The following is a 21,395-nucleotide window of genomic DNA, read 5'->3' as shown; positions in this document are numbered from 1 at the left end:
GTTTGATCGGAGCAGGATCCTCGATGACGGGCACCGCCCAGTTCTCCACCAAGGACAAGATCCTCGGCGCCGCCGAGGAACTGTTCGCCACTCATGGCTTCGCCGGCACCTCGCTGCGCCAGGTGACCAGCCGGGCGGACGTGAACATCGCCGCCGTCAATTACCACTTCGGCAGCAAGGAGAACCTCGTCAACGAGGTGTTCCGCCGCCGCATGGACCAGATGAGCGCGCAGCGTCTCGCGCAACTGAAGAAGGCGCTGGCCGACTCCCCGGGCGAGATCGAGCCGATCATCGCCGCCTTCGTCGAGCCGGCGCTGGACATGGCCAGCGGCCGCGCCGGCAGCGGCGCCTTCGTGCGGGTCATCGCCCGGGCCTATGTCGAGAAGAACGATGCCTTGCGCAAGTTCCTCTCCGAGCAATACGGCCACGTGCCGCGCGAGTTCGCCGCCGCCCTCGCCGCCTGCGTGCCCGGTCTCGGCAAGGCCGAGCTCTACGGCCGCCTGGATTTCCTGGCGGGCGCGCTGACCTACGCGATGGCCGATTTCGGCCTCATCAAGCGCCCACCGGGCACCACCGAACATGCGCACCGCACCCGTATCGCCGGCGAGCTGATCCGCTTCGCCGCGGCGGGTTTCCGCGCCTGACCACCAGCCCGGCACGCGCCGGGTTTCCTTTCGAAACATAGGGATGGAGCAAATGTCCGAGAAATTGCTTGTACGTCGTGCCGCGGTCCTGGGCGCGGGAGTCATGGGCGCGCAGATCGCCGCGCACCTGACCAACGCCGGGATCGACACGGTGCTGTTCGATCTTCCCGCCAAGGAGGGAGACAAGGACGGCATCGTGCGCAAGGCACTGGCGAACCTGGCCAAGCTGAGTCCCGCGCCGCTGGCGAGCAAGTCGCTGGCCGAGGCCATCGTGCCGGCCAACTACGAGACCGGCCTGGCCGAACTCGAAAGCTGCGACCTGATCATCGAGGCGATCGCCGAAAAGATGGACTGGAAGCAGGACCTCTATCGCAAGATCGCCCCCCACGTGCCGGCGCATGCAGTGCTCGCCAGCAACACCTCGGGCTTGGGAATCAATGCCCTGGCGGATGTTCTTCCAGAAGAACTGCGCCATCGATTCTGCGGCGTGCACTTCTTCAACCCGCCGCGCTACATGCATCTGGCCGAACTCATTCCGGCCAGGACCACCGACAAGGCGGTGCTCGAAGGCCTCGAAACCTTCCTGACCACCCAGCTCGGCAAGGGCGTGGTCTACGCCAAGGACACCCCGAACTTCATCGGCAACCGGATCGGCGTGTTCTCGATCCTGTCGACGATCCACCACACCCAGGAGTCGAAGCTCGGCTTCGACGAGGTCGATGCCCTGACCGGCCCCCTGCTCGGCCGTCCGAAGTCGGCGACCTACCGCACCTCGGATGTGGTCGGTCTCGACACCATGTCGCACGTCATCAAGACGATGGCCGACACCCTGCCCGACGATCCCTGGCACCAGTACTTCAACGCGCCCAAATGGCTGACCGCGCTGATCGACAAGGGCGCGCTGGGCCAGAAGACCGGCGCCGGCATCTTCCGCAAGGCCGGCAAGGAAATCCTGGTCCTCGATCTCGAGAAGCAGGACTACCGCGCCGCCGACCGCCAGGCCGCCGACCAGGTTGTCGCGATCCTCAAGAACAAGAACCCGGCCGAGCGCATGGCCCAGCTGCGCGCCAGCGAACACCCGCAGGCGCAGTTCGTCTGGGCGATCCTGCGCGACCTGTTCCACTACAGCGCCGTGCATCTGGAAGACATCGCCGAGACCGCGCGCGACGTGGACCTGGCGATCCGCTGGGGCTACGGCTGGCAGCAGGGCCCGTTCGAACTGTGGCAGGCCGCCGGCTGGAAGCAGGTCGCCGACTGGATCGCCGAGGACATCGTCGCCGGCAAGACCATGAGCAGCGCGCCGCTGCCCGACTGGGTGTTCGACGGCCGCGAAGGCGTGCATGCCGCGGAAGGCAGCTACAGCCCGTCGCAGAACGCCAAGCTGCCGCGCTCCTCGCTGCCGGTGTATCGCCGCCAGCGCTTCCCCGACCCGCTGCTGGGCGAGCGTTTCGAGCCGGGTGAGACCGTCTACGAGAACGATGGCATCCGTCTGTGGACCGACGGCGACGACATCGGCGTGATCAGCTTCAAGACCAAGATGCACACCGTCTCCGACCACGTGCTCAACGGCATCCAGGAAGCGATCGGCATCGCCGAGCAGAAGTTCAAGGGCGTGGTGATCTGGCAGCCGAAGGAGCCGTTCTCGGCCGGTGCCGATCTGGCCGGCGCGCTGGGCCTCCTGCAGGCCGGCAAGGTCGACGCGTTCGAGGCGATGGTCGAGAACTTCCAGAAGACCAGCCAGCGCATCAAGTATTCGCTGGTGCCGGTGGTCGCGGCCGTGCGCGGCCTCGCGCTGGGCGGCGGTTGCGAGTTCCAGATGCACAGCGCGCGCACCGTCGCGCATCTCGAAAGCTACATCGGTCTGGTCGAAGCCGGGGTCGGCCTGCTGCCGGCCGGTGGCGGCCTGAAGGAGCTGGCCGTGCGGGCCTCCGCGGCTGCGGGTCCGAACGGGGACGTGTTCGCCGAGCTGAAGAAGACCTTCGAAACCATCGCCATGGCCAAGGTCTCCAACTCGGCGGTCAATGCCAAGGAACTCGGCCTGCTGCGCGAGGACGACATCGTGGTCTTCAACGCTTTCGAACTGCTGCATGTGGCCCGCCAGCAGGCGCTGGCGCTGGCCGAAGCCGGTTACCGCCCGCCGCTGCCCGCACGTGCGATCCGCGTCGCCGGCGACGTCGGCATCGCCACGTTCAAGATGCTGTTGGTCAACATGCTCGAAGGCCGTTTCGTCAGCCCCTACGACTACGAGATCGCCGAGCGCATCGCCACCGTGCTGTGCGGCGGCGCGGTGGACCGCAACGCGGTCGTCGACGAGGACTGGCTGATCCGTCTGGAGCGCAAGCATTTCGTCGAACTCGCCCAGCAGGAGAAGACCCAGGCGCGCATCGGCCACATGCTCAAGACCGGCAAGCCGCTTCGGAACTAGTGAGGACGTCAGGCGCGCTGCGCGCGCGAAGCGTCAGTCGAAGCACACCGGCTGACGCCCTCACCCCCTCACCTACTTACGAGACCATTCCATGAGCAAGCAGATCCAGGACGCCTACATCGTCGCCGCCACCCGCACCCCGGTGGGCAAGGCGCCGAAGGGCGTGTTCCGCAATACCCGTCCCGACGACATGCTGGCGCACGTGCTCAAGAGCGTCGTCACGCAGGCACCGGGCATCGACGTCAACCGCATCGACGATGCCGTGATCGGCTGCGCGATGCCCGAAGGCGAGCAAGGCATGAACGTGGCGCGCATCGGCGTGCTGCTGGCCGGCCTGCCCGATACCGTCGCCGCGCAGACCATCAACCGCTTCTGCTCGTCCGGTCTGCAGGCCGTCGCGCTGGCGGCCAACGAGATCCGTCTGGGCAATGCCGACCTGATGCTGGCCGGCGGCACCGAGTCGATGTCGATGGTGCCGATGATGGGCAACAAGGTCGCGTTGAGCCCCAGCGTGTTCAAGGACGACCACGTCGCGATCGCCTATGGCATGGGCATCACGGCCGAGAAGGTCGCCGAGGAATGGAAGGTCTCGCGCGAGGACCAGGACGCATTCGCCCTCGCCTCGCACCAGAAGGCGATCGCCGCGATCCAGGCCGGCGAGTTCAAGGACGAGATCAGCCCCTACGAGATCGTCTCGCACCAGCCCGACCTCGCCGGCAACACCGTGCAGCTGAAGAAGCTGCTGGTCGATACCGACGAGGGCCCGCGCCCGGATTCGTCGATCGAAGGTCTGGCCAAGCTCAAGCCCGTGTTCCGCAACGGCCAGTTCGGCGGTTCGGTCACGGCCGGCAACAGCTCGCAGATGAGCGACGGTGCCGCCGGCATCCTGCTCGCGTCCGGGCGCGCGGTGCAGGACTACGGCCTCAAGCCGCTGGCGCGCTTCGTCAGCTTCGCCGTCGCCGGCGTGCGCCCGGAAGTCATGGGCATCGGCCCGATCGCGGCGATTCCCAAGGCGCTGGCACAGGCCGGACTCACGCTGGACGACATCGACTGGATCGAACTCAACGAAGCCTTCGCCGCGCAGGCGCTGGCGGTGATCCGCGACAGCAAGCTCGACCCGGACAAGGTCAATCCGCTGGGCGGCGCGATCGCGCTGGGCCACCCGTTGGGCGCGACCGGTGCGATCCGCACCGCGACGATCGTCCACGGCATGCGCCGTCGCAAGAAGCGCTACGGGCTGGTGACGATGTGCATCGGCACGGGCATGGGCGCTGCGGGTGTGATCGAGGCGCTTTGAGCGTCCCGGCGTTGAAGTCCTGAAGATCAAAATGGGCCCCAGCTTGACCAGACATTCGTCTGTTGAAAGCCGCTGGGGCGATGTAGGGAAATTCGGACCACAGATGCCTTTACGCCGTCATCCCAGCGCACGCTGGGATCCATTTTGGCTTTCGCATCCATCTCGCAGAGACGAAAAAAGCCCCGGCAATGCCGGGGCTTTTTTTGTGAGAACCGCAGTCCTTTACGACTGCAGCGGAATCACGCGGATCTCGACGCGACGGTTCAGCGCGCGGCCCTGCTCGGTACTGTTGTCGGCCACCGGGCGGGTCTTGCCGAAACCGACGATCTCGAAGCGCTGGCGCAGCAGACCCTGACCGATCAGGTAGTTGCCCACCGAGTCGGCGCGCTGTTGGGACAGACGCTGGTTGACCGCGTCCGAACCGACGCTGTCGGTGTGGCCCGAGATCTCGACGATGGTCTGGTCGTACTCGGCCAGAGTGCGGGCGACATTGTTGAGCGCCGGGTAGAACTGCGACTTGAGATCGGCCTTGCCGAAGTCGAAGGTCACGCCGTCGGGCAGGTTGAGCTTGATGACGTCGCCGTCGCGGTCGACCTGGATACCGGTGCCCTGGGTCTGGCGGCGCAGTTCGGCTTCCTGGCGATCCTGGTAGACGCCGATCGCGCCACCGGCCAGGCCACCGACGCCGGCGCCGACCATCGCGCGCTGGCGACGCTCCGTGGCATCGCCGCCGCTGAGGAGGCCTGCGACGGCACCGATGCCCGCGCCGATCAGCGCGTTGTTGCGAGTGCGGTTCGGATCGTCCGGTGCGTTGGTCTGACCGGTGTACGTGGCGCAGCTCGAGAGCAACAGGGTGCTGGCGAGCGCGGTGGTGAGGCCTGCAGTGGTGAGTCGGCGCATGGTGTCGGTCTCCTGGTGTCCGGTGCGGGCGTGGATGCCCGAACGCTTGAAAGCGGGGCCGAAACTAGCGTGTTCAGAATGCACACGGGGTGACGGGTCGCGTTGCCGGACGGGCAGTGTTCAGCGCGAAAGGCGCAACCACGCGGCGCTAATCGAGCAGTGCCTCCGCCGATTCCGCGTCCAGCGCCCGCGCCCAGTCGCCCATCATCGCCAGATACAGCAACGCGTCGAACTCCTTGCGGAAGTGCGCGATCGCCGCGTCCGGATCGGGCACCAGCCGCGCGTCTGCGACCAGTCCGAAATGCACGCGGTTGTCGTAGCTGAGGATCGACAGACCGATGCCGATCGAGCCGGTCTGCGGCACCCAGAACATCATCTCGCGCAACGCGCAGCCGGCCAGATACAGCGGCTGCTGCGGGCCGGGCACGTTCGTCGCGACCGCCGAGGCCTTGCGGCTGAAGAGCTCCAGCGCGAGGCTCTGCGCCGATTGCGGCGCCATGCCCAGCGCAGCCAGCAGGCCGAAGGCGACGATCGCCTGCCGCGAGTCCTTGAGTTCGCGCATGCACTGCGCCACGCGTTCGAGCCTGCGCGCGGGATTCGCTTCGCCGACCGGCAGATCGAGAAACACGAGTCCGAAATGGTTGCCGAGCTTCTTCGCATGTTCGAGCGGCCGCAGGTTCACCGGCACCGTCGCGCGCAGGGTCAGGCCGTCGGGATCGTCCCCGCGCCCGCGCATGTAGCCGCGCAGTGCACCAGCCGCTGCCGCCATCAGGACATCGTTGACGGTGCAGTCGAAGGCGCGACCGACCGCCTTGACCTCGTCCAGGCACAGCGGCTCGGCCCAGGCCACGCGCTTGCTTACGCCCAGTTCGCCGCGCAGCAGGGACGGCGGATCGTCGGGCAAGGCCAGCGCATACAGCAGCTCGCGCGCGATCTCGCCGCCCTCCTTCGCCAGCACGCTGGCCAGCGTCGGATCGCGGTACATCGCCATGCCGCGATCGAGCACCTTGCCGCCGAGTTTCGTGTACCGCGCCACCGCGCCGACGCGTCGTTCGACACCTGCGCCATCGGTCTTGAGCCATGCCTGCGGCAACGTTTCGGCAGGTGCGGGGTGGCGTTCGGTATCGGTCAGCGACAGCAGCACCTGCACCAGGGCGATGCCGTCGGCGTAGCAATGGTGGATGCGCGCGATCATCGCCGAACCGCCGGCGTAATCCTCGACCAGATGGAACTGCCAGCGCGGCTTGCCGGGGTCGAGCGGCGTCGAGGCGAGTTCACCGGTGAACGCTTCCAGCGCGCGCTTCTCGTCCTGCTCGCGCCCCGGCAACGCCGCACGGCGGACGTGCCAGTCGAGATCGAAGCGGGCGTCCTCGATCCAGGTCGCGCCAGTCGCGGCATCGACCGCCTTCTGCCGGAAGCGCGCGTAAGCGAGGAAGCGTGCCTCGACCAGCCGGCGCAGCGTCTCGACCGGCATGCGCTCGTCGAACACCAGCACGGCGGTGATCATCATCGGGTTGGTCGGACGCTCCATGCGGAGCCACGCGGTGTCGACCCGCGTCATGGGCTGGCGTCGCAGGCGCTTGCGGCGCGGTGGCGCGGCGGACTCGGCCATCTTCCCTCCCGTGAAGTCGACCGTCCGAGTGGATCACGCCGCTGCGGCGGCGGTCAACGCGAGGCCTGGTAGGCGGCCAGTGCAGCCTCGCGCCCAGCCGCGAGATCGACGATGGGCTGCGCGGGGTAGCCCGGCGCAACCGCCTCGAGCAGCTTGGGATCGGTCCAGGGACTCGCGCGCAACGGCATCGGCAGGTCGGCCAGCTCGGGGACCCAGCTTGCGATGTAATCGCCGCGCGGGTCGAACTTCTCGGCCTGGGTCACCGGGTTGAACACGCGGAAGTAAGGCGAGGCATCCGCACCGGTGCCACCGATCCACTGCCAGCCCAGCGTGTTGTTGGCGAGATCGGCGTCGACGAGCGTGTCCCAGAACCAGCGCGCGCCCTCGCGCCAATGGATGCGCATGTGCTTGCACAGCCAGCTGCCGACGATCATGCGCACGCGGTTGTGCATCCAGCCCACGTTCCACAGCTCGCGCATGCCCGCGTCGACGATCGGCACACCGGTGCGGCCGCGACGCCAGGCCTCGATCTGCGCGGAATCCGCGCGCGCCCACTGGAATCGTTTGAACCGCGGATTGAAGTCCTGCTCGGTCGTCTTCGGAAAATGGTGCAACAGGTGATGCGAGAACTCGCGCCAGCCGAGTTCGCGCACATAGGCATCGATGTCGGGGGCGGTGGCGGCGGTACGCTCGGTGTCCAACGCGGCCACGACGCGCCAGGGTGCGATTTCGCCGAAATGCAGATGCGGCGACAACCGCGAGGTACCGGCCTGGTCGGGCCGGTCGCGACTGGCGCGATAGCCGCGCATCGCGCCATCGATGAAGACCTCCAGCGCCTCGTGTGCGCCGGCTTCGCCCGGCTGCCACAGCTGCCAGAACCCGGTGTCCCAGGGCAGCGTGGCGGCCAGGTGCAGGTCGTCGAGCGCGACGCCCGACGGCCCGCTGTCGACCTTCGGCAACATCCGCGGCGCCGTCCAGGCCTCCGGCAGCTGCCACTCGCTGAGTGCCTTGCGCCAGAACGGCGTGAACACCTTGTAGGGCCCGCCCTGGCCGGTCTGCAGCGACCACGGCTCGAACAGCAGTGCGCCGTTGTGGCTGTCGGCCTGTACGCCCGATTCGCGCAGGCTGCGCTTGATCGCCGCGTCGCGGGTTTCGATCAGGGGGTCGTAGCGACGGTTCCAGAACACCGCCTCGGCATCGCAGGTCTGCACCAGCGACTGCAGCGTCGCCAGTGTCGGACCGTGGAACAGCCGCAGCCGGCTGCCACGGCGGCGCAATTCGGTATCGAGCGCCGCAAGCGAACGGTGACGCCAGGCATTGGACGCCGCGCCGGGCGCCCAGTCGCCTTCCTCGTCCGGCGCGTGGATGTAGACACAGACCGGCGCTAATCCCGCGTCGAGGGCGGCACGCAATGCAGGATTGTCATCAAGCCGCAGATCGTTGCGGAACCAGACGATGGCGTGTCCCATTGCGCTCCTTTGCGCGCGGTTGCTCGCGGGCACTTTAAGCTGAACAAGCGTGATCGCCATGCATGATTTGCAGGGCAGCCTTGGGACAACGCGTTTCGGGGTCAGGGCCGGCCAGCCGGGCGCCCCTCGGCGTGATCGGCGACAATCGGCATCGAGCACCCTTCGCAATCCGAGATCTTTCCCCCGTGACTGCCACTCCCTTCCCCATGGAGCCGACGCCGGCCGAGGCGCAGCGCGCCATCGCCGACGAGTTCGCCTTTTTCGGCGACTGGTCCGAGCGTTACCAGTACCTGATCGACTTGGGTCGCAAGCTGCCCGCCTTTCCCGACGACGCCAGGACCGAGGCCAACCGCCTGCACGGCTGCCAGTCCATGGTGTGGATCGTCCCTTCCGGCGACGCCGACCGCCTCGACTTCGCCGCGGCCAGTGATTCGGCGATCGTGTCGGGCCTGATCTTCCTCGCGCTGCGCGTGTACTCGGGCCGCACCGCACGGGAAATCGTCGACACCGATGCCGACTACATCGGCGACATCGGTCTGGCCAAGCACCTCTCGCCCACGCGCAGCAACGGGCTGGCCGCCCTGCTCGCCTTCATCCGCGAGCACGCCCGCCGCACGCTGGCGTGAGCATCTCGCCGCCGGAGCCGGACGAACGCGGCGACGCCGACACCAGTCGCGCGGCGCCGCTGCGCAATCGCAATTTCCGCGCCCTGCTGGGCTATCGCATCTTCACGATCCTGTCGTACCAGATCGTCGCGGTCACAGCCGGCTGGCACATCTACGCCGAGACCGGTAATCCGTGGATGCTGGGCCTGATCGGCCTGGCGGAAGTGCTGCCGTATTTCTGCGTCGCGCCCTTCGCCGGGTATCTCGTCGACCATCTGCCGCGTCGCAAGCTGGGCATGGCGGCGGCCGCGGGTCTGGCGGTCACGCCGCTGCTGCTGGCGCTGTTGACGCTGGACCTGTTCGAGCACGGCATCTGGCTGCTCTACCTGCCGATCATGCTGACCGGCATGGTCCGCGCCTTCCTCGGCCCGGTCTACAACGCGCTGTTCGCGCGCGTGCTGCCGCGTGCGCAGTTCGCGCGCGGCGCGAGCCTGGGCAGCATCGTGTTCCAGAGCGCGATGGTGCTGGGCCCGGCGATCGGCGGTCTGCTGATCAAGCCGTTGGGCGTTCCGGGCGTATTCGCGCTCGCCGCGTTGCTGGCGCTGGTGGTGATCGTGTTCCTGGCGCGCATGGGCGTGACCGAACCGCCGCAGCAACTGCAGCGCGAGCCCGTGTTCGCGAGCATCGCCGAGGGTGCACGCTTCGTGTTCGGCCACCAGTTGCTGCTGGCCGCACTGGCGCTGGACATGTTCGCAGTGCTGTTCGGCGGCGCGATCTCGCTGGCTCCCGCCTTCATCCACGACATTCTCCATCACGGACCCGAAGGACTCGGCATCCTGCGCAGCGCCCCGGCTCTGGGCTCGGTGGCGATGGGCATCTGGCTGGCGCGTCATCCGATCCAGCGCAACGCGGGCCGTTTCCTGCTGTGCGCGGTCGCCGGCTTCGGCTTGTGCATGATCGGCTTCGGCCTGTCGACGGCGTTCTGGCTGTCGGCGTTCTTCCTGCTGCTGTCGGGCATGTGCGACGGCGTGTCGGTGATCATGCGCTCGACCATCATGCAGCTGTCCACACCCGACCACATGCGCGGCCGGGTGTCGTCGATCAACGGCCTGTTCGTCGGCTCCTCGAACGAGATCGGCGCGTTCTACATGGGCTCGATGGCGCGCCTGCTGGGCCTGGTGCCCGCTGTCGTGCTGGGCGGCTTCGTCACGATGGGTGTGGTCGCGACGACTGCCTTAAAAGCGCCGCGGCTGCGCAGTTTGGATCTGCGGGAGTTGCAGTAAAGCGTTTGTTCCACTGCGATCGTTCGAGAATCCGTACGAATCGAAGTCCGGATTTCGGAACGTCAGCGCGGGATTTCGTCCGGGGGCTGCGAGGAGCGGACCAGGATGGCCCGCGGCGGTGAGTCAGTCATGGATGGCTGACCGAACCGACTAGCAGCCCCCGGATGGAAGCCCGCTCTCGCCGGAGAGGACGCTCTTCACTGCCTGTGTCGGACTCGCGCAGGCCAGCAATGAAAAAGCCCGCTTGCGCGGGCTTCTCCTGACACTCAAGCAAAAAGCGATCAATCGCCCATCTGTTTCTGCAGGTGCTCCCAGCGCTCCTGCTCGTCGATCGTGCGCTCGGCGGTCAGACGGGCTTCGAGACGGTCCAGACCGATCTCCTCGCCCGAGTCGACGCTGTAGCCGTACTCGCCCGAGTCGACGCGCTTGAGCGTGCTGTCGATCTTGCCGATCAGCTTGCGGTAGCGGTCGCGGGTGCGGAGTTCGAGCGAGTTCTCGGTCTCGCGGGTCGCACGCTCGGCTTCGTCGCCGACGTCGCGGACTTCGTCCTTGAGGTTCTCGATCGTCTGCTTGGATTCCTCCACCAGGTCCGCACGCCAGTTGAGCAGCCGCTGGCGGAAGTACTCGAGCTGCAGCGCACTCATGTACTCCTCGTCGGCGGTGGGCTTGTAGCCCTGCGGGAGGATGGGACGACCTGTTTCTGCATCGGTCTTGTACTGCACGACCTTCACCTTCGTTCTGGGCGCCGGCTCTTGCTGGCGCGCAACGCCCGCGACGGCCACCTTGCCGGCCGGACGCGGACGCGTTGTGGGAGTGGATGCCGGCGCCGGCTTCGGCGCGGAGGCCTTGGCCGGCGTAGCGGCCGCCTTGGGGGCCTCCACCTTCGGAGCGGCGGCGGGCTTGTCGCTGATCGACTTCGCCGGTGCCACCTTCTTGGCGACGGGCTTGCTCGACGCAACCGGAGCGGCTGCGGTCTTGGGCTTCGTCGCCGGCTTGGCAGGCGCGGCCTTCGCCGGTGCCGGCTTCGCCGTTTTCTTCGCGGGTGCCTTCGCCGGTGCCGCCTTCTTCGCGGCGGGCTTGGGCGGTGCGACCTTCTTCGCAGGCGCCTTGGCCGGCGCCTTCTTCGCGACCGGCTTGGCCGGTGCGGGCTTGCCCGCGGCCTTCTTGGCCGGCGCTGCCTTCTTCGTGACTGTCTTCTTCGTAGCCGGCGCAGCCTTCTTCCCGACGGCTGCCTTCGCGGCGGGCTTTGCGGCCTTCTTGACGGCCTTCTTTGCGGGTTTCTTGACTGCCACGTGCTGCGATCCTTGTCATTCCCTTGGGCGGGGAAGCGGCGTGTTATACCCTGCATAACCCTGCAGCGGCAACCGTCCCGACCACCGTGTTCATCGCCTCCGCCGACCTGTCGTGATCGCGCGTCTGCTCATCCTTCTTCTGCGCGGCTACAAGCGCTTCATCAGCCCCCTGCTCGGCCCCCGCTGCCGCTTCCATCCGAGCTGTTCGTCGTACGCGATGGTCGCCATCGCCCGCTTCGGCGTGCTGCGCGGCGGCTGGCTGGCGCTGCGCAGGGTGTCGCGTTGCCACCCCCTGCATCCGGGCGGGTACGACCCCGTGCCGATGCCGAAACTGGACCCCAAGCCATGACCTCGACCCTGATCCGCAACGCGCGCCTCGTCAACGAAGGCCGTATCACCGAAGGCGACCTGCGCATCGGCGCCGATGGCCGCATCGCCGAGATCGGCGGCGCGCTGTCGGCGCGGACCGGCGAGACCACCGTCGATGCCGCAGGCCGCTGGCTGCTGCCCGGCATGATCGACGACCAGGTGCACTTCCGTGAGCCGGGCATGGAGCACAAGGCCGACATGGCGACCGAGTCGGCCGCGGCCGTCGCCGGCGGCCTGACCAGCTTCATGGACATGCCCAACACCAGTCCGCCGACGCTCAGCGCCGACGTGCTGCAGGACAAGTACGACCGCGCCGCGGGTCGCGCGCGCGCGAACTACGGCTTCTACATGGGCGCCAGCAACGACAACCTCGACCACGTGCGGCGCATCGACCCGCTGACCACGCCGGGCGTCAAGGTGTTCATGGGCGCCTCGACCGGCAACATGCTGGTCGACAACCCAGAGACGCTCGACGGCATCTTCCGCGAGACCCCGGTGCCGATCATCACGCATTGCGAGGACACGCCCACGATCGATGCGATCCAGCGCGAGTACGTGGCGAAGTACGGCGACGACATCCCCGCCGCGTGCCATCCGGACATCCGCTCGCGCGAGGCCTGCATGAAGTCCACGCAGCTGGCGCTGTCGCTGGCGCGCAGACACGACACCCGCCTGCATGTCCTGCACATCTCGACGGCCGAGGAACTGGCGCTGTTCGAACGCGGGCCGCTGGTCGATGCGGCCGGCAGGGTGCGCAAGCGCATCACCGCCGAGACCTGCATCCACTTCCTGCGTTTCGACCGCGCCGACTACGCGCGCCTCGGGCATCTGATCAAGTGCAACCCGGCGATCAAGGATGCGTCCGACCGCGAAGCGCTGCTCCGCGCGTTGGCGGACGACGTCATCGACGTGCTCGCGACCGATCACGCGCCGCATCTGCTGAGCGAGAAGGAGAACCCCTACACGCGTGCGCCGAGCGGTCTGCCGCTGGTGCAGTTCGCCCTGGTCGCCGCGCTGGAATGCGTGCACGAAGGGCATTTCGACATCACCCGCGTGGTGCAGAAGTTCGCGCATGCACCGGCGCAGCTGTTCGATGTCGCCGAGCGCGGCTTCCTGCGCGAGGGGTATTTCGCCGATCTGGTGATGGTGGAGGACACGCCGTTCACCGTGACCCGCGAGCAGGTGCTGTCGCGCTGCGGCTGGTCGCCGTTCGAAGGCACCACGTTCCGCTCGCGCATCGCCTCGACCTGGGTCAACGGGCGTCTTGCATGGGATGGATCTCAGCTGGTCGGCGAAGCTGCGGGACAGCGTCTGGCGTTCGCGCGCTGAGTCGATGCAGGCCACCGGGCTTTCATCTCCGGCTGCGTACGCTGCGCGGCCGACTCTTCCGCTGACGGACATCCGCATGCCGCTGTTCCGCCCTGCCCTCCGCCGCCTGGTGCTGGTGGCATCGCTCGCCCTGCTCGTGTCGCCCGCATCCGCGCAGGACGCCGGCGACGTGCGTTTCCCCGAACAGGTGCAACAGGGCAGCCTGGTGATCGGCAAGGTGCCGGCCGGCAGCCGCGTGCAGTACCGCGATCGCGCGTTGCGCGTCAGCGGCTACGGCACGGTGGCGCTCGGTGTCGCTCGCGACGAGACCGGGCCAGTGCAATTGGACATCACGCGCGCGGACGGCAGCCGCCAGTCGGCCTCGATCGCGATCACGCCGCGCGACTGGCCCGTCGAACGCGTCAACGGTGTGCCGCCGGCGACGGTCAACCCGCCGCCTGCGATCGCCGAACGCATCCGTCGCGAACAGGCCCAGGTCACCGAAGCGCGCGTGCGCGACGACGATCGCGTCGACTTCGGTAACGGCTTCATCCGCCCGGTCGAGGGCCGCATCAGCGGTCGCTTCGGCCGCGCGCGGTCCTACAACGGCCAACCCGGCGCGCCACATTCGGGCATGGACATCGCCGCGCCCACCGGCACGCCGGTCAAGGCGCCGGCCGCCGGCATCGTGACCTTCGCCGGTCCGGACCTTTATCTCACCGGGGGCACGTTGCTGCTCGACCACGGCTACGGCATCAGCTCGAACTTCCTGCACCTCTCGCGCATCGACGCCAAGGTCGGCGACCGCGTCGAACAGGGCCAGGTCATCGGCGCCGTCGGCGCGACCGGGCGCGCGACCGGACCGCATCTGCACTGGGGCATGAACTGGTTCGATGTGCGGATCGATCCGCAGCTGGTGCTGGAGAGGCCCTGAGCTTCCACGTCATCCCGGCGGCTTTGAGCAGCCGAGTGGCTGGTCAGGCCGGGATCCGGTGACTGCGACTCGTCAACAGCGATGAAATGCGCTGGATCCCGGCGTTCGCCGGGATGACGGTGATATCGGCTGACTCGAGGTTTCGCGCCGATCAAACTTGCTCAAGGCCCGCTCACCCGCGCCACCGCGTCGTGCGCATGCAGGCTCTCGAAATGCGAGACCTTGGCGTCGAAGCACGCGATGCGCGGATCGGTCGACAGTGCAGCCGCGACGCGGCGCGCCGCGTCCTCGCAGAACATCAGGTTCTCGGCGTTGAGGCTGGCGAAGGCCTGCTCGTCCTCGCGCTTGACCGCGGTCTGCACCGGCGTGCCGAGCGCGTGTTCCAGCGCATCGACGATCGCGAGGATCGGAAAGGCGTCCACGCTGTCGGCCAGGACCAGGCGCACGTCGGCGCGGCTGCGCTGGGCGTGGGGGGTCGCGGCCAGGCCACGTGGAGATTCGAGCCAGTCGCGCACAGCGTCGTAGCCGGCGGTGTCGGTGTTGAAGTCGCCGGCGAAGCGCGCGGCATTGAGCTGGCGCGAGAGCGCGGCCGATGCCGGGCAGGTGCTCGAATACTCGACCGACAGCGACAACGTCAGCGCCAGACCCGCCGGCCCGAGCACCGCGTCGATTTCGACCGGATAGGTCTTCCAGCCACTGTGCGCGCTGGCGAGTGCCGGGCGCCGCAACAGCTGGCCGTAACGCAGGGTCAGCTGCACACGGTCGGCCAGGCCGCGCTGCGACTCGATGCAGTCACGCAACACCGTCTCCAGTGCCGCGCGGTCCAGCGTGCGGCTCGACAGGGCGTCCTGCAGGTGCAGGTACAGGCGCGACATGTGGATACCGCGCGCATCGGGATCGACCAGGTTCACGCCGATGTCGGCCGAGGCCGGCACGGTGACCGCGCCGCCGTTCGCATCTTCGATGCGCAGCGGCAACGCGATGTTGCCCATGCCGACCCAGTCCAGCAGGCGTGCAGCCTGGGCCTTGTCGCCGGCGACGTCGGGAAGGCGGTCGGTGTTCGATGCGGTGCTCAAGGCGGACTCGTGGGGAAGACGAAGGCAGGATCGGACGGGCGCGTCAGGCACCCGTCGCGCCCATCAGTTTAGCGGCTCGCCTGCCGTGCCCTCCGCAACGCTGCGTTTCTCCGTCCCGCGCGGGATGCTGCGTTCAGCGCGAACGCGCGGCGCGCCAACTCGACCAGAGCACGCGCGGCCCCGGCACCGGACGGCTTTCGCCGTCGCGCGCGAGGATGCGCAGTCGCGACTGCGCGATCGCATCGGCGATCCGGCGCGGGCGGGTGCCGCCGTCGCGCGGCGGCCATGCAGCGAGCAGATGCGCGGCCAGCGGCTGGTCCACACGCACGAAGGCCTGCATGGCAAGCAACGGGGCGGCGCTGATGCGGCCGTCGCCGCTGTCGGGACTGCGGTCGCCGAACAGCTTCGTCTCGCAGGCCGCGACCGCGAGCGCCAGGTCCTGCAGCTGCGCGAGATTGCGCGCGGTATCCGCAGGATGCTCGCGCGTGGCCGGCAGCAGGCGCAGCGCAAGCGCCAGGGTCTGCCACGGCGCATCGACGCGCTGCAGTTGCGTGGCCAACGGATGGCGGCGCGCACCCTTGGCCCAGCCCTGCAACTCGTCCTGCCACCACGCGAGCTTGGCCAGGCCCGGCGTCGCATCGATACCGGCCCAGGCCGCATCGCCGAACTCGTCGAGCAGCGAGAACCACGGCGCCGCGCGCTCGCGCAGCGCAGGCGGCACGAACGCCATGCCGATGCGCCATTCGGGCCAGCGCGCCTGCCACTTGCCGACGAAATCCTCGTCGCCGGGACGGAAGTCCGCGCTCACGCCGGCCAGCCGGCAGGTTCGAACAGGGCGTCGACGGACGCATGCATCACGTCGCCCTGCCAGGCGACCGGATCGTCGTCGTCGAGTCGATAGCCCCACAGCGCGACGATCGACGGCATGCCGGCCGCGCGCGCAGCGATGATGTCGCGGGCGTCGTCGCCGACGTAGACACACTCGCCCGGCGCGATGCCGATGGCCTCGGCGGCGTGCAGCAGCGGCAGCGGATGCGGCTTCCGTTCGGCCAGCGTGTCGCCGCCGACCAGCACCGCGCAGCGGGCCTGCCAGCCGAGCTGCGGCAGGATGCGCGCGGCCAGATATTCGGGCTTGTTGGTCACGATGCCCCAGCGCGTACCGGCAGCCTCGAGCCCGGCCAGCATCGGTTCGACGCCGTCGAACAGCAGGCTGTGGCGACCCAGCTCCTCGGCGTAGACCGCCAGGAATTCGGGCACCAGTGCGACGACGCTCTCGGCATCGAGGTCGGGAAACGCGACCGCGGCCATCGCCCGCGCGCCGCGCGAGACGACCGGGCGGATGTCGGACAGCGCCAGCGGCGGCCGGCCACGATCGGCCCGCATGCGGTTGACGGTGGCGAGCATGTCCGGCGCGCTGTCGAGCAGCGTGCCGTCGAGATCGAACAGCGCACCGACAGGAAACGCGGTGCGGACGGACGGCGTGCTCACTGCGGCTTCTTCGCCCAGGCGAGGTAGTTCACGTCGGTACGCGGAATCAGGCGCGCGCCGTTGCGCCACGGCTCGTACATCAGGCCGGTGACGTCCTGCAGGTCCAGACCCGCCACGCGCAGCCAGCCGCCGAGTTCGGACGGCTTGATGAAGGACGCGTACTGGTGCGTGCCGCGCGGGAGCAGACGCGCGACGTACTCGGCGCCGACGATCGCCAATGCGAACGCGGCCGGCGTGCGGTTGAGCGTGGATACGAACAGGCTGCCGCCCGGCTTGAGCAGTGTGGCGCATGCCTGCAGGATCGCCGCCGGGTCCGGCACGTGCTCGAGCATCTCCATGCAGGTCACGACATCGAAGCTGCCCGGCTGCTCGGCCGCCAGCGCCTCGACCGCCTGCACGCGGTAGTCGACCTGCACGCCGCTTTCGAGGCCATGGAGCTTGGCGACCTTGACCAGATCCTCGGCCAGATCGATCGCGGTCACGCGCGCATTGCGCTGCGCCATCGCCTCGCTCAGCAGACCGCCGCCGCAGCCGACATCGAGCACGCGCATGTCGTCGAGCCGTGCACGCTCGCGCACGTAGTCCAGACGCACCGGATTGAGCGCATGCAGCGCCTTCTGCGGGCCGTCGGCATCCCACCAGCGGTTGGCGAGCGCGCCGAACTTGTCGAGTTCGACCTGGTGGAAGTTGTCGCGGGGAGCGTTCATTCGTTCGGCCTCATGCGCCCGTGCGCAGACTTGAGATGCGGTCGCGCCATTGGCGCGCATTCGCGGTGATGGCGTCGACGTCGAAGCCGACCAGGGTGCGCGATCGCAGCTTCGGCTGGCCGGCGATCCAGACATCGCTCACCTGGTGTCGCCCGGTCGCGTAGACCAGCTGCGAGACCACGTGGTGCAGGGGCTGGGTTTCCAGCGGCGACAGGTCCACGCAGACCAGATCGGCCTGCTTGCCCGGTTCGATCGAGCCTATGCGCTCGCCGAAGCCGATCGCCTTCGCGCCGCCCAGCGTGGCCGCCCGCAGTGCGGTAAAGGCATCGAAACCGGCGGCGTCGTTGGCGACCGCCTTGGCCAGGATGGCCGCGGTGCGGGTCTCGCCGAACATGTCGAGATCATTGTTGCTGGCCACGCCATCGGTGCCGATGGCAATGGTCACGCCCGCACGTTCCAGCGCGCAGGCCGGGCAGAAGCCCGAGGCCAGCTTGAGGTTGGACTCGGGACAATGCACCACGCTGACGCCACGCTCGGCGCACAGGTGGATCTCGCCCTCGGTGAGCTGGGTCATGTGCACCGCGATCAGGCGGTCGTTGACCAGGCCCAGGCGATCGAGACGCGCGATCGGCCGCTGGCCGTACTGCTCGATCGACTGCTGCACTTCCTGCGCGGTCTCGTGCAGGTGCAGATGCACCGGCAGATCGAGCTGGTCGGCGAGCATGCGCACGCGCTCGAAATTCGCGTCGTTGACCGTATACGGCGCATGCGGCGCGAAGGCCATTGCGATCAGCGGATCGTCGCGCCACTGGTCATGCACTTCGCCGGCACGCTCGAAGTACTCGTCGTCGCTTTTCGCCCACGCGGTCGGGAAATCGATGACCGGCAGGCCGATGCGCGCGCGGAAGCCGTGGCGCTTGTAGACCGCGGCCTGCACGTCGGGGAAGAAGTAGTTCTCGTTGACGCAGGTGGTGCCGCCGCGAATCATCTCGGCCAGCGCAAGGGTGATGCCGTCGGCGACGAACTCCGGCCCGATGACGGCGCCTTCGATCGGCCAGATGTGCTCCTGCAACCAGACCTTCAACGGCAAGTCGTCGGCGATGCCGCGGAGCAGCGTCATCGGATTATGCGTGTGTGCATTGACCAGGCCCGGCAACACCGCCGAGTGCGGGCGCGACACGGTTTCGACCGGCGCGAACTTCTGGCGCGCCTCGGCGATCGGCAGCACCGCGACGATCTCGCCGCGATGCACGGCGACCGCGTGGTCGTCGAGCACGACCGCATGCGGTTCGACCGGTACCACGTGCGCGGCTTCGATCAGCAGGTCGATGGTCTGGGGGACACCTTCATGCATGCTCATTCGTCCGATGGGGCCTGGGTCCAGAAAAAGCCATTCTGCAGCGCGCTCGTGTCGTACCGCGACCCGTCGTAGCGCAGCACGCGACTGTCGCGCCGTTGCGACGACGTCTCGCGATCGCTGCCGGTCACGGTCTCGGTACGCGCCACGTTGGACTGCACGCGCAGATCGGCGAAGCCGTGGTGGGCGGTCGGCTGCACGGCGATGGTGAAGCGCGCTTCCTCGGTCACCAGACGCTGGCCCGGCGCCCAGCTGCAGGGTTCGCCCTCGACGCGCGCCCAGAAATCGAGGTTGGAGGTAAAGACCGGCCGCAGCGTCTCGCCTTCGCGGACGTAGAGCGTCATCTCGTCGTTGGCGCGTCCATCCGGACAACTCGGGCCGGGCGCGGCACTGCGCAGCACCACGCCGAAGGCACGGACGCCCTTGGCCAGGTCATAACGCGCCGTATCCAGCAGCAGACCGTCGCCGGTCAGCGCGAACGCGGCGTCTTCGGCGAGGTCGGTCTCGTGCACGGCCAGCAGTCGCGCATCCTCGGCGCCCAGCATCGCGACGACCAGCCGCAACTGGCGCTCGCCGATCCTGTCCGACCCCGGCATCGGATAGGCCACCGCCGCCAGCGCGAGCGAGGCGTCGTAGGGCCAGACCCGGCAGGCCTGGGCCACGATGGGCGCATCGTCACCCGCCGGCAACAGACCAGCCTCGCTCAAGGCAAAGATGGTCTGCAGCGGACAGGCGTCACGCGGCGACGCGTCGTCCGCCACGGCAGCGCCTGCAACCGCGGACAGGAGCGCGAGCGCGCCTGCCCGGCGGCGCCAGCGGGCTGGCGCATTACACACAGGCACTGGATCCCTGCCCACGCAGGGATGATGGATCCGCGACGCAAATCGCTCTGCGATTTCGCTGCGGATCAATCACTTGACGCGGCTGACGTACTCGCCCGAACGCGTGTCGACCTTGATCACTTCTTCCTGGGCGACGAAAAGCGGCACGCGCACCACGGCGCCGGTTTCCAGCGTCGCCGGCTTGCCGCCAGTGCCGGCCGTGTCGCCCTTGACGCCCGGGTCGGTCTCGGTGATCTGCAGTTCGACGAAATTCGGCGGCTGCACGGCGATCGGCGTGCCGTTCCACAGCGTGACCACGCACAGCTCTTCGCCCTTGAGCCACTTCTCGGCGCCGCCCATGCCGGCCTTGTCGGCCTGGACCTGCTCGAAGGACTCCTGGTTCATGAAGTGCCAGTACTCGCCGTCGGCGTAGAGAAACTGCATGTCGGTGTCCATGACATCGGCCACTTCCACCGAGTCGGTTGCTTTCATCGTCAGCTCGACGACGCGGCCGCTCTTGATGTTGCGGTACTTCATGCGCGTAAACGCCTGGCCCTTGCCCGGCTTCACGTATTCGGTGTCGGTGATGACGCACGGCTCGTTGTTGACCAGGATCTTCTGGCCGTTCTTGACGTCGTTCATGCCGTAACTGGCCATTGCTCGCTCCTGCTGGGCCGGCCGTGCCGGCGTCTACAATATGGGGTTCACCGCCCGCGACACGCGCGTACGGCCTTCTGGATCCAATCGCACATGATACCCGCAGCCCCCCTTCCGATGCAGCCGCGCCGCTGGCAGCAGGCCTGGCGCGAGGCCGTCCGCGATCCGCGCGAACTGCTGGCCCTGCTGGGCCTGCAGGACGCCGCGCTGGCGGTGTCCGAAGAGGCGGCCGTGCAGTTCGCGCTGCGGGTGCCGCGCGGCTTCGTGGCGCGCATGCGGCATGGCGACCCGCACGACCCGCTGCTGCGCCAGGTGCTGCCGCTGGACGCCGAACTGCGGGCCGCGCCGGGATTCGGGCTGGATGCGGTCGGCGATGGCGCGGCCAAGGCGGGCCACGGCGTGATCCACAAGTACGCAGGGCGCGCCCTGCTGGTGGCGACCGGCAGCTGCGCGGTGAACTGCCGCTACTGCTTCCGTCGGCACTTCCCCTATGCCGAGGAGACCGCGGCGGCCGGCGGCTGGCGCGCGGCGCTGGCGGTGATCGCGGGCGATCCGACGATCGAGGAAGTGCTGCTGTCCGGTGGCGACCCGCTGTCGCTGGCGACGTCCAAGCTCGCCGAGCTGACCGACGCGCTGCGCTCGATTCCGCACGTGCGTCGCCTGCGCATCCACACCCGCCTGCCGATCGTGCTGCCCGAGCGCGTCGACGACGAGCTGTGCGCCTGGCTCGCCGCCCTGCCCTGGCCGGTCGCGATCGTCGTCCATGCCAACCACGCCAACGAGTTTGACGCCTCGGTCGACGCGGCGATGCGCGCCCTTCGCGACGCCGGCGCGGTGCTGCTGAACCAGGCCGTCCTGCTGCGCGGCGTCAACGACACGGTCGACGCGCTGGCCGCGCTGGCCGAACGCGGCTTCGCCGCCGGCGTGCTGCCCTACTACCTCCACCAGCTCGACCGCGTGGCCGGTGCCGCCCATTTCGAGGTCGACGACGCGACCGCACTGGCCCTGCATGCGGCGCTGGTCGCACGCCAGTCCGGCTATCTGGTGCCGCGCCTCGTGCGCGAAGTGGCGGGCGATGCGTCCAAGCGCGCAGTTCTCCCGACAGGCGATGGACGGATCACCCCCTCCATGGCATAAGGCGGTCTGCCCAC

General features: G+C 68.4%; 20 protein-coding genes. 9 read left to right on the top strand and 11 right to left on the bottom strand.

From position 1 onward, the window contains the following. The first annotated feature begins 23 nt into the window (after positions 1 to 23). From E2F49_RS03590 to E2F49_RS03580, 3 genes are all read left to right on the top strand, one after another. Complete coding sequence (locus tag E2F49_RS03590) at positions 24 to 644, top strand: TetR/AcrR family transcriptional regulator (protein WP_133392640.1); 621 nt, start codon at positions 24 to 26, stop codon at positions 642 to 644. A gap of 52 nt (positions 645 to 696) precedes the next feature. Next, on the top strand, positions 697 to 3,069 hold the full coding sequence (locus tag E2F49_RS03585; RefSeq protein ID WP_133392639.1) for a 3-hydroxyacyl-CoA dehydrogenase/enoyl-CoA hydratase family protein: 2,373 nt from the start codon (positions 697 to 699) through the stop codon (positions 3,067 to 3,069). 91 nt (positions 3,070 to 3,160) lie between these two features. After that, on the top strand, positions 3,161 to 4,366 hold the full coding sequence (locus tag E2F49_RS03580; RefSeq protein ID WP_133392638.1) for an acetyl-CoA C-acyltransferase: 1,206 nt from the start codon (positions 3,161 to 3,163) through the stop codon (positions 4,364 to 4,366). Positions 4,367 to 4,588: 222 nt separating this feature from the next. Here the strand turns inward: E2F49_RS03580 and E2F49_RS03575 are convergent, their stop codons facing one another. From E2F49_RS03575 to E2F49_RS03565, 3 genes are all read right to left on the bottom strand, one after another. Then, positions 4,589 to 5,266, bottom strand: a complete 678-nt coding sequence (locus tag E2F49_RS03575; protein WP_055249815.1) for a YiaD family glycine zipper/OmpA-like lipoprotein — start codon at positions 5,264 to 5,266, stop codon at positions 4,589 to 4,591. Positions 5,267 to 5,414: 148 nt separating this feature from the next. Continuing rightward, positions 5,415 to 6,878 carry a WS/DGAT/MGAT family O-acyltransferase gene (locus tag E2F49_RS03570; RefSeq protein WP_133392637.1) on the bottom strand — a complete coding sequence of 488 codons (1,464 nt, stop codon included), beginning with the start codon at positions 6,876 to 6,878 and terminating at the stop codon, positions 5,415 to 5,417. 53 nt (positions 6,879 to 6,931) lie between these two features. Further along, complete coding sequence (locus tag E2F49_RS03565; protein ID WP_133392636.1) at positions 6,932 to 8,347, bottom strand: cryptochrome/photolyase family protein; 1,416 nt, start codon at positions 8,345 to 8,347, stop codon at positions 6,932 to 6,934. Positions 8,348 to 8,532: 185 nt separating this feature from the next. Between E2F49_RS03565 and E2F49_RS03560 the strand changes: the two genes are divergently transcribed. After that, entirely contained in the window at positions 8,533 to 8,973 is a 441-nt protein-coding gene (locus tag E2F49_RS03560; protein ID WP_165971108.1) for a SufE family protein, read from the top strand. 2 nt (positions 8,974 to 8,975) lie between these two features. Beyond that, a complete protein-coding gene (locus tag E2F49_RS03555) occupies positions 8,976 to 10,235 on the top strand; it encodes an MFS transporter (RefSeq protein WP_425481353.1) in 1,260 nt (419 codons plus the stop codon). 281 nt (positions 10,236 to 10,516) lie between these two features. Here the strand turns inward: E2F49_RS03555 and dksA are convergent, their stop codons facing one another. After that, complete coding sequence (gene dksA, locus E2F49_RS03550; protein WP_133392634.1) at positions 10,517 to 11,527, bottom strand: RNA polymerase-binding protein DksA; 1,011 nt, start codon at positions 11,525 to 11,527, stop codon at positions 10,517 to 10,519. A 112-nt stretch (positions 11,528 to 11,639) separates the two neighbouring features. Between dksA and yidD the strand changes: the two genes are divergently transcribed. The 3 genes from yidD (at position 11,640) to E2F49_RS03535 (ending at position 14,138) form a co-directional block, all read left to right on the top strand. Next, positions 11,640 to 11,876 carry a membrane protein insertion efficiency factor YidD gene (gene yidD / locus E2F49_RS03545; RefSeq protein ID WP_133392633.1) on the top strand — a complete coding sequence of 79 codons (237 nt, stop codon included), beginning with the start codon at positions 11,640 to 11,642 and terminating at the stop codon, positions 11,874 to 11,876. Next, a complete protein-coding gene (locus tag E2F49_RS03540; RefSeq protein WP_133392632.1) occupies positions 11,873 to 13,225 on the top strand; it encodes a dihydroorotase in 1,353 nt (450 codons plus the stop codon). Before yidD ends, E2F49_RS03540 begins: the two co-directional genes overlap by 4 nt. Positions 13,226 to 13,301: 76 nt before the next feature. After that, the gene (locus E2F49_RS03535; RefSeq protein ID WP_133392631.1) at positions 13,302 to 14,138 is read left to right on the top strand and encodes a M23 family metallopeptidase; all 837 of its coding nucleotides are present in this window, start codon (positions 13,302 to 13,304) and stop codon (positions 14,136 to 14,138) included. Positions 14,139 to 14,299: 161 nt separating this feature from the next. Here E2F49_RS03535 and folE2 read toward each other — a convergent pair whose 3' ends face one another. The 7 genes from folE2 to efp form a co-directional block, all read right to left on the bottom strand. Continuing rightward, complete coding sequence (gene folE2 / locus E2F49_RS03530) at positions 14,300 to 15,214, bottom strand: GTP cyclohydrolase FolE2 (RefSeq protein ID WP_133392630.1); 915 nt, start codon at positions 15,212 to 15,214, stop codon at positions 14,300 to 14,302. A gap of 133 nt (positions 15,215 to 15,347) precedes the next feature. Continuing rightward, complete coding sequence (locus E2F49_RS03525; RefSeq protein WP_133392629.1) at positions 15,348 to 16,022, bottom strand: hypothetical protein; 675 nt, start codon at positions 16,020 to 16,022, stop codon at positions 15,348 to 15,350. Next, positions 16,019 to 16,702, bottom strand: a complete 684-nt coding sequence (locus E2F49_RS03520; protein ID WP_133392628.1) for a phosphoglycolate phosphatase — start codon at positions 16,700 to 16,702, stop codon at positions 16,019 to 16,021. Before E2F49_RS03520 ends, E2F49_RS03525 begins: the two co-directional genes overlap by 4 nt. Further along, positions 16,699 to 17,409, bottom strand: a complete 711-nt coding sequence (gene ubiG / locus E2F49_RS03515; RefSeq protein WP_133392627.1) for a bifunctional 2-polyprenyl-6-hydroxyphenol methylase/3-demethylubiquinol 3-O-methyltransferase UbiG — start codon at positions 17,407 to 17,409, stop codon at positions 16,699 to 16,701. The genes E2F49_RS03520 and ubiG overlap by 4 nt, the downstream gene beginning before the upstream one ends. 10 nt (positions 17,410 to 17,419) lie before the next feature. Beyond that, on the bottom strand, positions 17,420 to 18,763 hold the full coding sequence (locus E2F49_RS03510) for a TRZ/ATZ family hydrolase (RefSeq protein WP_133392626.1): 1,344 nt from the start codon (positions 18,761 to 18,763) through the stop codon (positions 17,420 to 17,422). A 2-nt stretch (positions 18,764 to 18,765) separates the two neighbouring features. Continuing rightward, positions 18,766 to 19,527 carry a PA3715 family protein gene (locus tag E2F49_RS03505; RefSeq protein WP_243713394.1) on the bottom strand — a complete coding sequence of 254 codons (762 nt, stop codon included), beginning with the start codon at positions 19,525 to 19,527 and terminating at the stop codon, positions 18,766 to 18,768. 150 nt (positions 19,528 to 19,677) lie between these two features. Beyond that, entirely contained in the window at positions 19,678 to 20,244 is a 567-nt protein-coding gene (efp, locus tag E2F49_RS03500) for an elongation factor P (RefSeq protein ID WP_133392625.1), read from the bottom strand. Between the two features lie 93 nt (positions 20,245 to 20,337). Here efp and epmB point away from each other — a divergent pair, with 93 nt between their 5' ends. Beyond that, positions 20,338 to 21,381, top strand: a complete 1,044-nt coding sequence (gene epmB / locus E2F49_RS03495; protein WP_133392624.1) for an EF-P beta-lysylation protein EpmB — start codon at positions 20,338 to 20,340, stop codon at positions 21,379 to 21,381. Positions 21,382 to 21,395: the final 14 nt, after the last annotated feature.

The organism is Luteimonas terrae (assembly GCF_004358165.1).
GTDB classification, from domain to species: Bacteria; Pseudomonadota; Gammaproteobacteria; order Xanthomonadales; family Xanthomonadaceae; genus Luteimonas; species Luteimonas terrae.
The sequence above is the reverse complement of the archived record's forward strand: the minus strand, read 5'-3'. Positions and strand labels throughout refer to the sequence as shown.